Consider the following 15484-nt stretch of genomic DNA (forward strand, 5'->3'; position numbering starts at 1 on the left):
GGGAAATTGAGAGAATCTAGCTTAGCGCTTCATAACGAGGGACAAAACCTGGCCTAAGGGTTGTGAATCTATTCTCCAGTTGCGTTGATTTAACAATGACATCACTTGATTTTGACTTGTTCATATTCAGTTCATACTGCCGTCACGAAGTAGACATCTTGCTTGGTTACACTTCAACTATGTCGCCAAGGCGACGCTTCAGAAGCGAAGACAGGAGAAGATGAACGTGGCAAAAACGGTGGAAATACAAACAACGGGAACGAGAAGCCGTAAGAAACGAAACTTATGGTTGAAAATAATCGGAGGTATCGCCGGTGGACTTATACTGTTCATGGGCATCGTATTTGTGGTGAATGCCATCAGTAACGGATTGGAGAAAAAGAAAATCGAACCGTATGGCCAGTATGTCCATGTGGATGGGAAAAAGATGAATGCGTATATTCAAGGAGAGGGTGAGCAGACGATTGTTCTGCTTCCGGGACAAGGAACTCCATCGCCAGTGCTTGATTTCAAATTGTTGATTGATGAATTGTCTCCCGATTACAGAGTCGTAGCCATTGAGCCTTTCGGTTATGGGTTGAGTGACGAAACAGAGAAGGAGAGAACAACGGAGAATATCATCAGCGAATATCACGAAGCTGTTCAGCAGCTTGGTATTGACCGTTATATTCTGATGGGGCATTCAATCACGGGACTTTATGGAGTATCCTATGTGAACACGTATCCGGATGAAGTTCTTGCTTTTGTCGGCATTGACAGCAGTGTTCCCAATCAACCCGGCATGGATGTGCAATTGCCTCTGGGATTGATGCAGTTCCTTCAGGATTCAGGTTGGATGAGATTCATTAAAGCAGTGAGTGCAGATCCTTATGCGTCCCTTGATTTCGATGAACATACCAAAGAGCAGATGGACTTGATTTCGAATCAAGTTGCGTCCAATCCAACGATGATGGATGAGCTAAGGCATCTTGGTTCCAATTTCAAAAATGGAGAACAACTCACTTACCCTCCTGATCTGCCAGTGCTTCTCTTTGTTCAATCGAATAATGAAAACAATCCGCAGTGGGTTCCGCTGCATGAGGAGCAAGCCAAACGATCTGCACAGGGCAAACTCATACCGATGGAAGGTTCACATTACCTGCATCATACAAAATTCAAAGAAATTGCCGAGGAATTCAAAGAGTACATGAAGCATATCGAATAGATTGGTTGATCATTAAACTGCGGTACCGTAATAGGTACCGTGTTTTTTTATTATGCATTTCCGATTTTCGGATGACCCATAAGGGAATGTATCCCTACCGGAAAAACGAATGAATTAATTCCAATCTATCTATATAGTTCGTAATTAAGTGTGAACAAATCGGTTGATTCGTTGACAATGCGTGTTACTTTGATTAAAATACGAAATGGACATCAGGTTATAACAGATATGAGGATCACTTTTTGGGTCTCTAAGCTTAGCTGTTCAATCCTAATGACGAATATAGGAGCGATAAATTTACAATCCTATACGAAGATTAGGATTTTTTTGTTTTTATCTAATCCAGAAATAATTTGAAAGTTGGAGGCTGGCTTTACCATGAACAACTGGTTCAAACTGAAAGAAAGAGGCACGAGTGTTTCAACAGAAATCATCGCAGGGATCACGACATTCTTCACGATGGTATACATAGTGATCGTAAACCCGGGAATACTCAGCAGCACGGGGATGGAGTTCAACGGGGTATTCATTGCAACGGTACTGGCGAGCATTGTGGCAACGCTGATTATGGGGATTTGGTCCAACTATCCGATCGTTATCGCGCCGGGTATGGGTCTGAATGCATTCTTTGCCTATAGTGTAGTTGCGGGATATGGTGTGTCTTGGCAGGTTGCACTGGGCGCAGTATTTATCGCAGGGCTTTTATTTATTGTTTTATCACTTACTTCTTTCCGCTACATGCTGCTTGATGCCATTCCGGCGAGTCTTAAGCATGCGATTACAGCAGGGATCGGTCTGTTTATTACGACAGTAGGCTTGCAAAATGCGGGAATTATTGCCGATTCGGAATCGAATTTGATTACCATCGGGAACTTGGCAGAGCCAATGACCTACCTGACGATTATTGGGTTGATTATTACGGTTGTGTTAATGGCTTACAATGTAAAAGGTTATCTGTTCATCGGAATGGTGGTTACAGCGATTCTAGCCTGGATGATGGGACTATTTCAAATGCCTGAATCAATCGTATCCATGCCGGAAGGACTTACAGCAACGGCTTTCCAACTGGATTTGGCAGGTGTATTCTCGAATGGCTTGTATACGATCATCTTCACCTTCCTGTTAATCACGCTGTTTGATACAACGGGAACGATGCTTGGTGTTGCAGAACAGGCAGGACTCCTGAAGGACGGGAAATTCCCTCGCTCACGCGGTGCACTCTTGGCAGATGCCGTAGGAACAACCACCGGCGCCTTGCTCGGAACCAGCCCAACATCGGCTTATATCGAGTCCAGCACAGGGGTAGCTGCGGGAGGAAGAACGGGACTGGCGGCAGTAACGGTAAGTGTGCTGCTTGCGCTTACGCTGTTCTTCACACCTATTGTAAGTGTAATATCCGGTATTCCGGCAATTACTTCTCCGGCATTGATTATTGTCGGGTACTTCATGATCAGTGTTATCAGCAAAATCAACTGGAAGGATCTCGAAGAAACATTTCCTGCTTTCCTGATTATCATCCTTACTCCACTAACGCACAGTATTGCGACAGGTATTGGCGTAGGATTCATCTTCTATCCCGTTCTGAAGCTGCTTCGTGGTAAAGGTAAGGATGTTCATCCGGTATTCTACGTGTTTGCGGTATTGTTCTTCATCCAGCTTGTATTTCTGGATCACTAAAAAACGATTTAAAATAGAAGGAGAGCTGCTTGTAATTATACAGGCGGCTCTCCTTTTTTGTTTTATTTTGTTTGGATATCAAGCACAATCTTACACGATTGAAAGATTCATGAAAGCTTGATAGATAGGAGCTTTTTTCCATTGTCGGTATACTTGAACCATAAATGGCTGCTCAGTATAGCCAATGATTATGGGAGGAGTTACAGATGGATTTCATTCAAGTGATACAGAAACTATTGCCTGTCATGGGTGTTGCATTAATAGTCGGTCTCATGGCCTTGGGAATCGTGTTTATGGCGTATAGGTTGTACAGAAAAAGAGGTGGAAAACGCATCATAAAATTATGGCAGTTTATAGCCTCATTTTCGTTGATGGGCTGGCTGATCATGGTCATGATGTTAACAACATTTAGCAGAGGGGCTAATTTTGACGGATGGGTAAACCTGGAGTTGTTCAGCGGCTATGTAAGTGCATGGAATCAATGGTCCCTGAGCGAATTCCAGCTTATTATTTTCAATATGTTGATGTTCGCACCGCTAGGCTTCCTGCTTCCGCTTCTGGGAATGAAGACACGTGGCTTCAAGTCGATATTCATCATATCGCTGATGATCACAATAGGTATAGAAACATTCCAGATGGTGACGGGCAGAGGAATTTTTGAACTGGATGACATATTGCACAATACGCTCGGCAGTTTAGCGGGATACGGGTTGATGAGTGCAATCCTTGATATCAGGCAGCAAAAGAGAATATCCCTCAAAGCTATGTTTCGTGCGTTCTGCATTCCTTTGACCTTTGTACTGTTATTTACAGGGGCCCTCATCATGTATTCCAGCCAAGAGCTCGGGAACCTTGCCATTCGTCCAGCCACATCGCAGAAAATGAATGAGGTCAATGTGACGCTAGACACGAAACTGCCCGACCACGCTGAACCCGTAGCACTATATCGAAGCTTTGAGATTCATAACATGGAGTATGCCAAGCAGATGGTTTCATTACTGAGTGATCATTTTCAACTGCAGCAGAGAGGTCACATCTCCATTGACGGATTCAACCGGATCTGGAGTCTGTATGACAGCGGAGGGACCGATTACACCTTTAATTACAACGTGAATAGCGGTAATTGGTCGTTGGCACCTAATCAGTATGCGACGAACTCAATGCAGGTGGAGGTTCTGGAAGAAAAAGGAACCACCTACGGTAAGTGGCTAAGTCAGCATGGATTACTGCCTAAGGAAGCTGAATTTAGTACACAAAATGAAGATACCGTTCGATGGGATTTGCATATGACCAACTCCGAAATGTCAACAGAACAGCGAGACTTTGATCATGGGATGATCATCATTGTTCCTGCGGCAGAGGGTCTTATTCCACAGGATTTGTTCTATTCCATGAATAAAAATAAATATATTCGTACCGTTGATGTGAGCAGTCCGGCGCAAGCGTATGAAGAAGTTCTCAGAGGGAATTTCTACATGTATAATGATCTGCAAAAAGGCGACAATTTGATTGTAAAGAGTTATGAGCTGACTTATACCTACGATTCAAAAGGTTATTACCAGCCAGTGTACCAATTCGAGGGAACCGTTAATGGGGAAGAGTGGAGTACTCTGATTCCGGCCTTGAAGAATTGACTACTAAAGAGAAATAAGGAATTGGCCAAGATGAAGACTCACGATATGAACTAGATACGTGAAGAACAAAAAAACGGGATGAGATGCAGGATTGTAGAAAAAGCGAGCAGACGGCTCGCTTTTTCTAATTGTAGTTCTATACACGGGAAAAGTTTACCCGCTCCAATTCTTTTAGTTTGTTGTAACAGTCTTGCCGCGTTCAGATTATGTTTCACTGTGCCCAAAACGTTTCTCTAGACCCACATAATCTCTCGATGATACTATCAAAAACGTGCTAGAAGACTGGGGATTGCAGGAGGATTTTATTCGTGGATCAACTGAAGTACGACAATCTAAAAATGGGTGAACTAGGAGCCATTATTAGCATCATTGCTTATATATGCCTGACTGCATTAAAACTGGTTATTGGTTCCATCGCAGGCTCGGAAGCGCTCAAAGCAGATGGTTTGAATAACGCAACCGATATTGTGGCCTCGATCGCCGTCCTTATTGGACTCAGGCTTGCTCAACGTCCAGCAGACAAGGATCATACATATGGTCACTGGAGAGCGGAGACCGTTGCATCGTTAGTTGCTTCGTTCATCATGATGGCTGTTGGTTTACAAGTTTTATTTGAAGCCATTGGTTCCGTTTTTCAAGGGGAAAATGAATCGCCGGATCTGATTGCCGCATATACAGGCATTTTCTGTGCAGTTGTGATGTACTTGGTCTATCGGTTTAATAAACGACTTGCTACCAAAATCAAAAGCCAGGCTGTTATGGCAGCAGCTCGTGATAATATATCCGATGCTTGGGTAAGTGCCGGTACCGTCATTGGAATTGTAGGCTCGCAGTTTGGTCTGCCTTGGCTTGACCCGGTAACAGCAGTCATCGTAGGTTTCCTCATTTGTAAAACAGCATGGGACATTTTCAAAGAGGCTACACACCATTTAACAGACGGCTTTGATGTGGAGCTTATTCGGGAGTACAGAAAAACCATTGCTACGATTGATGGGGTAGAGACAGTGAAAGATGTAAGAGCGAGAAGCTACGGAAATAATGCGGTTGTAGACGTCGTTATTACGGTTCGTTCTGACCTGGACCTACAGCAAGCACACGATATATGCACCGATGTTGAAGACGAATTGCTCCGAGAACACGACGTGTATACTGTACATGTACATGTTGAACCCGAGATATGGGAAGAATCCGTGTAAACGATTAGAAGATGTAAACCAGTGGACGTTAACTCGTCCATTGGTTTTTTATTTTTTTCATCAATAATTAGGAATGACAAAAGTATCAACTTTGCTCATTAGAATGCACCATTGAAGGCTATTGCCTATATATTGTTGTAGAAAAGGAGCTGACGGATCGTGATGAATTATGTTCCAACGTATTATTATCCTGTCTATCGAAAATCAGATCATTTGAGCTGGACGCCAGCCAGTGTCGAACTAAACAGGAAGCTCAGATCATTATGGGAACAGCATGTGTTCTGGACGAGATTAACCGTAAACAGTATCGTCGATGGGCTTGAGGATGTCCAGCCAACAACTGCAAGACTTTTACGCAATCCAAGTGATTTCGCCATGTTGCTTGAACCGTTGTACGGGACGGCTATTGCCAAGCGATTTGAAACGTTGTTCAGAGAACATTTAACCATTGCGGCTGAACTTGTTAGTAACTTGAAATCAGGTAACACGACAGCTGCAGAAGATGCTCAGAAACGGTGGTATGCGAATGCAGATGCAATAGCAGCCTTTCTGGCACAAATTAATCCATACTGGTCTCAAATCGAATGGCAACGAATGATGCATGAACATTTACGTCTCCTCACGGAAGAGGTGGCAACTCGGATAGCGAAAGATTACGTAAGAAATGTTGCAATAAGTGATTCCATTCAACAACAGGCGTTAGAGATGGCGGACATGATGACAATGGGAATTGTACAACAATTCCCGGCGGTGTTTCAGTATTAATCAACATGCATGAAGAGCAATCCAATTCAATTATCTGGATAGTTAAATAAGAGCATTAGAACAATAAGTCGCTATTTAAGCGACTTTTTTCGATTCTCAATGATTCAGTAAAATACGAGGAGTTCCTCACCCGATGGAGGTTTGCTAAATTTGCATTAATATGGATAATAGTGGTACAGGATATGAGAGGAGTGATGTCTTATGAGAAGACATTTATACGATAACAGGGCAGATCAAAATGGGGGGAACACGTTTAAGTAGCCCTATAAACGGCGTGAATCCCCCAAATGGTGAGGGGACGATAGTATGGGTCAAAAATCGATTCCATTCAAGATGAATCGTGTATCATTCGAACTTCAAGAAGACCATGATTTCACATGGCTGCAATCGCTTGGTACCGTCTTTAGCGTGTTTGACCAGCAGGACTCGGGTAACATCAGTTTTGGAGTTGAGATTAACGGCAAGAAGCGATTTGTTAAATATGCGGGTTGCAGACCCATGGATTTTTCGGGTAATCCCGGAGATGCAATTTCCAGGCTAAGGAGTGCCATGCCACTGTACAATACTTTGGCCCATCCTAATCTCATTGAACTTATAGATCATTTTGAAACGAGAAATGGGTATGCTGCCATTTTTGAATGGTTTACTGGCGAATGCCTGCATTCACACTGGTTATTTGCAGGTGAAGCGAAACATAGTCATCCGGAATCGCCCTTTTATAAATATAAACAGCTATCTGTTGAGCAAAGGCTGCATTCACTGGATAAGATATTTGAGTTTCATCAACACGTGGAGTCCAAAGGATACGTTGCTGTTGATTTTTATGACGGTAGTATTCTGTATGATTTTACAACGGATGAAACGAAGATCTGTGATATTGACTTCTATAGAGCGGCTCCTTCTGTCAATGACATGGGAGAGAACTTTTGGGGAGCAGCACGCTCAAAGGCACCGGAAGAGTTCACACGGGGGGCGTCTATTGATGCGAGAACGAATGTGTTTACCATGGGAGCCATTGCATTCGGGCTGCTGGGTGGTGAGATGGATCATTCATTTGCAAAATGGGAAGCAAACAGATCGCTATATGAAGTCGCTTTACGAGCGGTTAGTCAGGATCGTGATCAACGATACAGATGTGTCCGTGAATTTTTCATTGCTTGGAATGCAGCTAAAAACAAGACACTGGACTTATAAGAGCTTAGGAGTTTAGGAGCTTCAAAGTCATGTCCTTTTTTTCAGAGTTACTTGAGTACAAAGGGATTTAACAATTGAACATTTCCTGACTAAAAGTCGCTATTTAGCGGCTTTTTTTAATTACATGGGCTGATTTTTTACGTCTGGAAAGAGTTTAGGAACTTCATCTCTTTGCATTTTATGTTGTTCATACTCCGTTCATATTGTATTCATTCAGAGGACAACTTGGTTGGTTAGACTTGCATCAGTGGACCGGAAAGTCAATGTACAGATGACAAGAGGAGCTGAAAGAGATTGACACTACAAGCAGCAAAGGAAGTAAGGAATCGTACATTATTCAAGAAAGTGTTACATATTTTACTTAAAATCATCGCTGCAATCGTTATAGCCATCCTGCTTTTTGTAGCCAGCGTGTATACATTTAACAAGGTTAGCAGTTATTCAGAACAAAAAAGAACGGAACCCTACGGTCAGCTTGTATCTGTGGACGGGAAACAGATGAATGTTTCGATTCAGGGGAAAGGCGAAGAGACGGTCGTCCTGTTACCCGGTTATGGAACTGCGGCACCTGCGCTTGATTTTAAACCGCTCATTACAGAACTATCACCATTTTACAAAGTCGTCGTCGTAGAGCCTTTTGGTTACGGATTGAGCGATCAGACCGAGAAGGAGCGCAGCACTGCAAATATCGTAAGTGAAATTCATGAAGCATTACAAAGCCTCCATATTGACCGGTACATTCTCATGGGGCATTCCATATCAGGGATCTATAGTCTGGATTATGTGAACCAATATCCGGATGAGGTGAGAGCATTTATCGGGCTGGATAGCAGTGTTCCAACGCTGAAAGAAGAACAGACCATTGATTCATCGGTGACAACTCCGATTAAATGGTTTCGTAACCTGGGCTTCCACCGCATACAGTTAAAATTAAGCACGGACCCTTATGAAGGACTGCCATATGATCAACAAACCAAAGAGCAAATAGACATCTTCATACGTAAAAACATGTATAACAACACGCAGTTGAACGAGGCAGAGCACATGTATACCAACTTTACTGAAGCCGAGAAGCTATCGTTCCCTCAAAACTTACCTGTTCTCCTCTTTGTTCAAGCGAATAACGCTGCAACGGATCAATGGGTTCCCGAACATGAGAAGCAAATAAAGGATTCTACTCATGCAGAAATGGTCCTAATGGATGCGGGACATTACTTGTATCGTTCCCATCCCCAAGAAATCTCTGAAAAAATCAAGGAGTTCACCAGTGTATTAAAATAAACAGGGCAGAAACCTGTTGAACTTACCATAAAACAAAAAAGAAGCGAGCTCGTGTTAGCAGTACACGGCTCGCTTCCTGGTGTTTACATACGTCTCAAACCAGCAGGCATTAATGCCTGCCTATTCGCCTTGCTCTCTGGAGTAAATATATGAAGTACGGTGCTCCAATCACGGACGTCACGATTCCTGCAGGCACTTCGCGCGGAATAATGAGGATCCGGCCCACTATATCGCCTAGAACAATCAGTATGGCGCCAATCACAGCAGCCATGGGCAGGCGCCACTGGTTCTGTGTACCGACAAGCGTTCGGGCTATATGTGGGGCTAGCAGGCCAATGAATCCGATGGCCCCTACCGCCGATACGGAAGCGCCTGTTAGACAGACGGAAAGTAAGAGCAACCATAACCGCTCCCGGCGCACAAGAAGTCCAAGTGAGATGCTTATTGCATCACCGACTTCCAGAATATTCAGTTTTTTGGCGTTGCCGATGGCAATCGTCAGTATCAGAAGGAGGAGTGGTGCAAGTGGTCGTAATTGCTCCCAACCTCTTCCCCAGAGACTGCCCGACATCCAGAGCAGCGCCATGTTGACATTGGTAGGATAGGTAACGATATAGTACTGCACACCCGCTTGAAATACAGAACCTACGGCGACACCAACGAGTGCAAGTGTTGCGGGTGCAAGTGTCAGTCTGCGGCTGATCAGGATAAGAATAGCCAGGGACAATAGTGCTCCGCCAAATGCAGCAGCAGGCAAAATGCTTGCTGTTGCTGCCGGAAACAGAAAAATGACCGAGACTGCGGCAAAGCTTGCGCCTTGTGTTATACCAATTACATCCGGGCTGGCCAAATGATTGCGCAGGATGGTTTGCAGAATGGCTCCGGCTACAGCCAGGCCGCTTCCAGCTGCAATGGCGACCAGTGTACGCGGCAGTCTTACTTCATGTACGATGAAATAGGATCGGCTATTAGGGTCAGTCAGCCCGCTGATTATGTCTATTGGTGCAATGGGGACAGCTCCGGCAGCAATCGAAACAAGGGCAAGCAGGAATAACAGAATGATGCCTGAACCGAGAATCCAGTTATTGCTCATCAGCCTTTCCCTCCTTGCCTGCGAGCGAGATAGATAAAGACGGGAGCCCCGATAACTGCCATGACAATGCCTACCGGGGAATCGAACGGGAAGGAAATCAACCGGCTCATCACGTCGGCAAGCAGTAGTAGGATGCTGCCAAGCAGCATCGCAAGTGTCAGAAGAACGCCAGGCGAAGAGCCGGAACCAAGCATTGCACGGGCGACATGCGGTACGATCAGGCAGACGAAGCCGATTGGGCCGCAGATTGCCACAGCTGATCCGGCCAAAAGCACAACGAGGATCATGGCAAATGCACGCACACCTTTGAGTCGGGTCCCTAATCCGATAGCAACTTCATCGTCCAATGCCAACGTACGCAGAGAAGGTAGTAGCAGGACGACTAGCAGCAGCACGATGCCCAGCAAAGGTGCCAACAGTTGAATATGCTGCCAACTGGCATGATTGACCGATCCGGCCAGCCAGAAAATCATACTCTCTGTATTGTACTGGTTCAGAATCATAGCTCCCTCGGTAAGCGAAGCAAACAGAAAGTGTATAGCAATGCCTGCCAGAGCAAGCATAACGTGCTGCTGCGCTCCTTGGCCCGAAAGCATCCAGATCGCCAGAGCACCAAGCATGGCTCCTGCAAAAGCCAGCCCGATGGAGGACAGTAGACTGGCTGCAGGAAAGAGGAGCATTCCTGTGACGACGGCCAGCGATGCTCCGGCATTGATGCCGAATACATGCGGTGAAGCGAGCGGATTTTTGGTCACAATCTGAGTTAGCAGACCTGCCAAAGCTAACTGTGCTCCAATCATACATGCCAGCACCGCGCGTGGCAGCCGAAGTGTGCGTATGTAGAGATGCTCCTTCGAGTCACCTGTTCCGGAGAAGAGGGCCTCGAAGATCGTATGCCAGCTGATCCGTGCCATACCGACTTTGAGACTGAGCAGAAAACTAAGAATAAGCAGCATGACAGCGGAGAAAAAAAGAAGCAGCAGAACCATCGAATGGTTCTGCCTACTCTTCGGTATAAATCCGATTCTCACCTTGATCATTTCTCCAGATTGGCTGTCATATCAGCCATAATTTGCTCCGATCCGAGCAGACCGCGGGAGAGTGACCAATTGCGGCGCTCGACGGTATATATTTGTTTGGAGGATACCGCATCCAGACTGTTCCACAGCGGATTTTTCTCCCACTCGTTCGCAATCGTGACTTCAGCAGTCGGCATGAGGAAGAGTACTTGCGGGTTAAGCTCGGACAAGTTCTCAAGCGTTAACTCAGGGTATGACTTTTCGTTCTGCAATGGATCTGTGAAACCGAGAAATTTCACGATTGAGCCAGTATAGGAATGGTCAGAGTGTCCGAAGAAGCCAGTGGGATTGACGACAGCGGGCAGAATGGTCAGGTCCTTGCCTGTTAGCTTGGCTTTGATGTCTTGAACGAATTGCTCATGCTCAGCTAGACGCTCTGAGCCTTCTTGTTCCTTGCCAACCGCTGTTGCAAGGATATTGAAGTTCTTCAGCATCTGATCATAATCCGCCTGAAAATCGTCCAGCACCAATAGCGGAGCAATTTTCTCGAGCTGTGGAATTGCTGCGCCGTGTTTATTGATGTCTACGATGATCAAATCCGGCTGCACGGAGCTGATCAGTTCGATGTTCGGTTCGTAGCGGGAGCCTACAGACAGGTAGTCACCAAGCTTGTCCTTCACCGAATCCATGAACAGCTCAGGTGTGCCGTCATCCGCGATGCCTACTGGCTGCACGCCCAATGAGACAAGCATGTCGGTGAAGCTGAAGTCCATGGCCACGATTCGTTCAGGTGCTTTGTCCAGCTGCAGTTCACCCCGGGCGTCTGTCACAGTGATTCCGCCGGATGCAGTACCACTGTCGGCAGAGACATTGGTCGTGCTGTTCCCAGCTGCGCCTTCCGTTTGTGCCGAAGTATTCTTTGTATTGCCAGCTTGCCCGCAGGCAGCCAGACTCAGCATAACCACAAGGATCAGACTGAGGGAGATCAAATGTTTCATGCGATGGTGTACCATATGTTCCTCCTTGAAATGATAATGATAATTATTCTCTATCAGATAGTATCATGTCATTTCAAACAGCAACATGTATAAATCCATGATGAAGCATGTCGTATTATTAGATTCTTTTCAAATCTCGTATATATTCGACAGGGCTCTTGCCGGTCACATTCTTAAACGTACGGCTAAAATGAAAATAATCGGCAAAGCCGACGCTCTGTGCCGCTTGCTTTGGAGACATGCGATCCAGCTCGAATAGCTCCTTTGCTTTTTCGATACGCAATTGCTTGAGATAATGGCTGACAGTCATGCCCATGCGTTCCTTGAAACGCACACTGAAATGTCCGGGACTGAGACTGGCTCGTTCTGCAAGCATGGTCAGCGTCAATCTCAGCATGTAATGCTCTTCAATGTACTGCACAGACTTCTCGATGCGTGCATCCGCTGAATGCAGATCATCACTAATCCTGCTTTCATACATGAAAAAATAAAGGATACGTTCAAGCATCATGCGGCTGCGGAATCTGCTTGCATGACTTTCATCCTCATCCTCATCGGACGCCGGAGAGGTTTGAAGCTGAAGCAAGGCGTCAACCATATACTGCACCTTGATCCCACTTAGAAGGCGCAGCGGCCCGTCCCAATTCCATGAAGTATTTACCGGAACAATTCCATAAGTGATAACGACATATTCGGCTTGACGACCTGATGGCAGCTGTAAGGTAACAGGACCTTTTGAGGAGTGGCAAGCGTAACCGTGCGATACCGGTTTGGATTCACCTGTGTTTGTTATGATGAGCAGATAACCCTTCCGAATGATGATTAGTTTCTCATAGCCTGGATCGGGCACGATCTGACAAGGATCATGAAACATTTCAATTTTCTTAAATACGGGGATGATGGTGTTTAATTGTTGAAAACTCATGAAGTCTCCCTCTTTTTTTGGATTAACTATAGCATGGGTGTTGCAGGGCTTGGCAAGTGTAGGTGGTCAGTATCATTATAGATAAGTGAAGCCGCTCCATCATTGGAGCGGCTTTGTATAAAATTTATGGCTTAGAGTGGACGTATCCAAATTGAATATGATGATTAAAGGTGCCGTTTCGTAAACTTCCGGTTAGGCTAGAGATCAAACTTTACACCGGTTAAACTCTCGCTAAGCTGCCACAATCGTTCTGCTGAATCAGAGTCAATGGCCCAAGGCAGTACACCCGGCATATCTTGCACCGTAGGTACAGCTCTGGCAATGTTCACATCTAAACAGTAAACCCCGCCTTGATCTTCCAGAGTCGGACTTGTGGCACACCATACACTCGTTGCTGCTCCTTGCTCTTCTGTCTTGAGATCCATGCCAAAGTCCAAATTATTCAATTCTTCCTCGGACAAAAAGCGTGACAAATCGGTATAGATTGCTCCAGGATGTACAGCGAATGACCGAATGCCATAATCATACCCAAATTTATCTAATGAAACGGCAAAAAGGGAGTTTGCAGATTTGGACTGTCCGTAAGCTCTCCATTTCTCATATTGCTCTTGTTCGAAATTTGGGTCTTCAAAGTTAACTCCGCCAAACACAATGCCTGATGAGGAGACCGATACCACTCTAGCGCTTCCTGATTGTTTAAGGGCAGGCCACAAACGTGCAGTGAGCTGGAAATGTCCTAGATGATTCGTAGCGATTTGGGATTCATACCCACGGAAATCCCGGGTCAGAGGAGGAACCATAATACCAGCATTGTTAATAAGAATATCAAGTTGGCGTTGTGAATCCAGGAAGCGCTTGGCAAAAGCATCTATGGAAGCGGGGTCCATGAGATCAAGCACTTCTATTTCAACACGAGGGATATCGGCTAGAGCCGTACGAGCCTTCTCTATGGTTCGTGCAGGCACAATAACTGTAGCACCGGCTTCTGCCAAAGCACGTGTGGTCTCCAGTCCAATGCCAGAGTATCCACCAGTTACAATACACACTTTATTGTTTAGATTGATTTCTTGGAGCGTTTCTTTTGCTGTGGAATGTTTTCCGAAACTTGATGTAATGGGCTCCTGAGGAGTACGACGATAAGTTATGTTTGAGTGCATGTGTAATTCTCCTTTATGTGATGTGTACATAACATACATCTTAAAGTTAACTTTAAGTCAAGCATCCTCACTCAGGAAGGTTCTTCTTCGAAATCAAGTCATCATAGAATCCAATTTTCTGATTGATGCGTTCCAGATTGGATTGGATTTGGGCGATCTGGTGTTCTACGCTTTTTTTGTGTTTGATTAAAATATCTCTTCGGTCTTCAAGCATGGTCTCCACATGATAGCCTAAGTTCATATAGGCTTTCAGATCTTCAATGCTCATTCCCGTTTCCTTTAAGCAGAGGAGAAATTTCATCAGCAGTAGATGTTCTTCCCTGTATACTCGTCTTCCACCATCATTACGTTCAATTTCGGGGAGAATCCCCTCTTTTTCGTAGTATCTGAGAGTCGAAGCATTGATATTCAATATAGATTGCATTTCACTAATGGTATACACGTGCTTCACCTCACAAACTTGAACTCCGATTTTTATATATTTGACGTATATCTCTTGATATAAATATATCAAGGTATTTGTAGACTAACAAAATAATCGTTTGCTCGAAAAGCGTGGAGGGAGCTAACTCGAGTTAAATTCATGGAGTGTAGACTTAAGGTGATCCCGGTTATACATAGTATTGCCTTTTGAGGTTTTCTTATATTTGGCCTCGCTTGCTGTTGGGATTTGGTTAATATGAGCATTTTTCTTTATGACGATAGGCTATTTATTGATGAGTTTACCTAGTCCCAGTTTTCAACCACCGCATATCTTAGGCATAAGGAGGTGTGTTGAAGTTGACCTTTTCATTGGATCTCAATCAGATTACTCGCATAAAAGAAAACGCTTTGCGTCAGCAACCGAAAAAGGCCAGCCATCGCTCTTCAACGAAGAAGAAATTGAAGAAGACAAAACCCTGTTATAGCCAGATTCAAAATCATGAACCTCCACAAGATCATAAACCTTCCTGTAGTAGGGATGCTTATTCTAAGAAATATAATAAGAAAAAGAAGAGCAGAAAGTGCAAAAGAGTATGTAGAGGTTGGAGAGGACCACGTGGATATAGAGGAATAAAAGGAGATCAAGGAGCAGCCGGGAGTGTCGGTCCAGTGGGTGTGACGGGAGTTACCGGAGCAACAGGAGCTAAAGGCATAACTGGAGCAACCGGAAGCATTGGTGCAGCGGGTGCGCAAGGAGTCACCGGAACAACAGGCGCCACAGGTTTAACGGGAGCAACCGGAGGCGTAGGTGCAGCGGGTGCGCAAGGAGTCACTGGAGCAACAGGTGCAACAAGTTCAACGGGAGCAACCGGAGGCGCGGGTGCAGCGGGTGCGCAAGGAGCAACAGGTGCTACTGGT

13 protein-coding genes and 1 pseudogene are annotated in these 15484 nt (G+C 45.1%); 8 read left to right on the forward strand and 6 right to left on the reverse strand.

Annotated elements, in window-relative coordinates; genetic code table 11:
• The first annotated feature begins 220 nt into the window (after window positions 1–220).
• The 7 genes from CHH60_RS01605 (at window position 221) to CHH60_RS01635 (ending at window position 8951) form a co-directional block, all read left to right on the forward strand.
• Window positions 221–1204 carry an alpha/beta hydrolase gene (locus CHH60_RS01605; protein ID WP_095357564.1) on the forward strand — a complete coding sequence of 328 codons (984 nt, stop codon included), beginning with the start codon at window positions 221–223 and terminating at the stop codon, window positions 1202–1204.
• A gap of 378 nt (window positions 1205–1582) precedes the next feature.
• Entirely contained in the window at window positions 1583–2881 is a 1299-nt protein-coding gene (locus tag CHH60_RS01610; protein WP_095357565.1) for an NCS2 family permease, read from the forward strand.
• A 206-nt stretch (window positions 2882–3087) separates the two neighbouring features.
• Window positions 3088–4515, forward strand: coding sequence for a VanZ family protein (locus tag CHH60_RS01615; protein WP_095357566.1), 1428 nt, complete (start codon window positions 3088–3090; stop codon window positions 4513–4515).
• Window positions 4516–4823: 308 nt separating this feature from the next.
• The gene (locus tag CHH60_RS01620) at window positions 4824–5711 is read left to right on the forward strand and encodes a cation diffusion facilitator family transporter (protein WP_095357567.1); all 888 of its coding nucleotides are present in this window, start codon (window positions 4824–4826) and stop codon (window positions 5709–5711) included.
• A gap of 162 nt (window positions 5712–5873) precedes the next feature.
• The gene (locus CHH60_RS01625) at window positions 5874–6476 is read left to right on the forward strand and encodes an acetylglutamate kinase (RefSeq protein WP_095357568.1); all 603 of its coding nucleotides are present in this window, start codon (window positions 5874–5876) and stop codon (window positions 6474–6476) included.
• A 306-nt stretch (window positions 6477–6782) separates the two neighbouring features.
• Window positions 6783–7670 (forward strand): serine/threonine protein kinase, encoded by an 888-nt coding sequence (locus CHH60_RS01630; RefSeq protein ID WP_095357569.1) that lies wholly within the window; start codon window positions 6783–6785, stop codon window positions 7668–7670.
• 294 nt (window positions 7671–7964) lie between these two features.
• Window positions 7965–8951 carry an alpha/beta fold hydrolase gene (locus CHH60_RS01635; RefSeq protein ID WP_095357570.1) on the forward strand — a complete coding sequence of 329 codons (987 nt, stop codon included), beginning with the start codon at window positions 7965–7967 and terminating at the stop codon, window positions 8949–8951.
• Window positions 8952–9060: 109 nt separating this feature from the next.
• Here the strand turns inward: CHH60_RS01635 and CHH60_RS01640 are convergent, their stop codons facing one another.
• The 6 genes from CHH60_RS01640 to CHH60_RS01665 form a co-directional block, all read right to left on the reverse strand.
• On the reverse strand, window positions 9061–10044 hold the full coding sequence (locus CHH60_RS01640; protein WP_095357571.1) for a FecCD family ABC transporter permease: 984 nt from the start codon (window positions 10042–10044) through the stop codon (window positions 9061–9063).
• A complete protein-coding gene (locus tag CHH60_RS01645; RefSeq protein ID WP_441339372.1) occupies window positions 10044–11075 on the reverse strand; it encodes a FecCD family ABC transporter permease in 1032 nt (343 codons plus the stop codon). Before CHH60_RS01645 ends, CHH60_RS01640 begins: the two co-directional genes overlap by 1 nt.
• Before the next feature lie 5 nt (window positions 11076–11080).
• A complete protein-coding gene (locus CHH60_RS01650) occupies window positions 11081–12076 on the reverse strand; it encodes an ABC transporter substrate-binding protein (protein WP_176475930.1) in 996 nt (331 codons plus the stop codon).
• A 103-nt stretch (window positions 12077–12179) separates the two neighbouring features.
• On the reverse strand, window positions 12180–12986 hold the full coding sequence (locus tag CHH60_RS01655; protein WP_095357573.1) for a helix-turn-helix domain-containing protein: 807 nt from the start codon (window positions 12984–12986) through the stop codon (window positions 12180–12182).
• Between the two features lie 197 nt (window positions 12987–13183).
• Window positions 13184–14143, reverse strand: a complete 960-nt coding sequence (locus tag CHH60_RS01660) for an SDR family NAD(P)-dependent oxidoreductase (RefSeq protein WP_095357574.1) — start codon at window positions 14141–14143, stop codon at window positions 13184–13186.
• A 67-nt stretch (window positions 14144–14210) separates the two neighbouring features.
• Window positions 14211–14594, reverse strand: a complete 384-nt coding sequence (locus CHH60_RS01665) for a MerR family transcriptional regulator (RefSeq protein ID WP_369680170.1) — start codon at window positions 14592–14594, stop codon at window positions 14211–14213.
• 641 nt (window positions 14595–15235) lie between these two features.
• Here CHH60_RS01665 and CHH60_RS30040 point away from each other — a divergent pair.
• Window positions 15236–15484 (forward strand): annotated as a pseudogene (locus CHH60_RS30040) (BclA C-terminal domain-containing protein); the annotation flags it as partial.

This window comes from Paenibacillus sp. 7523-1 (assembly GCF_002276415.1).
In the GTDB taxonomy this organism is placed as follows: Bacteria; Bacillota; Bacilli; order Paenibacillales; family Paenibacillaceae; genus Paenibacillus; species Paenibacillus illinoisensis_A.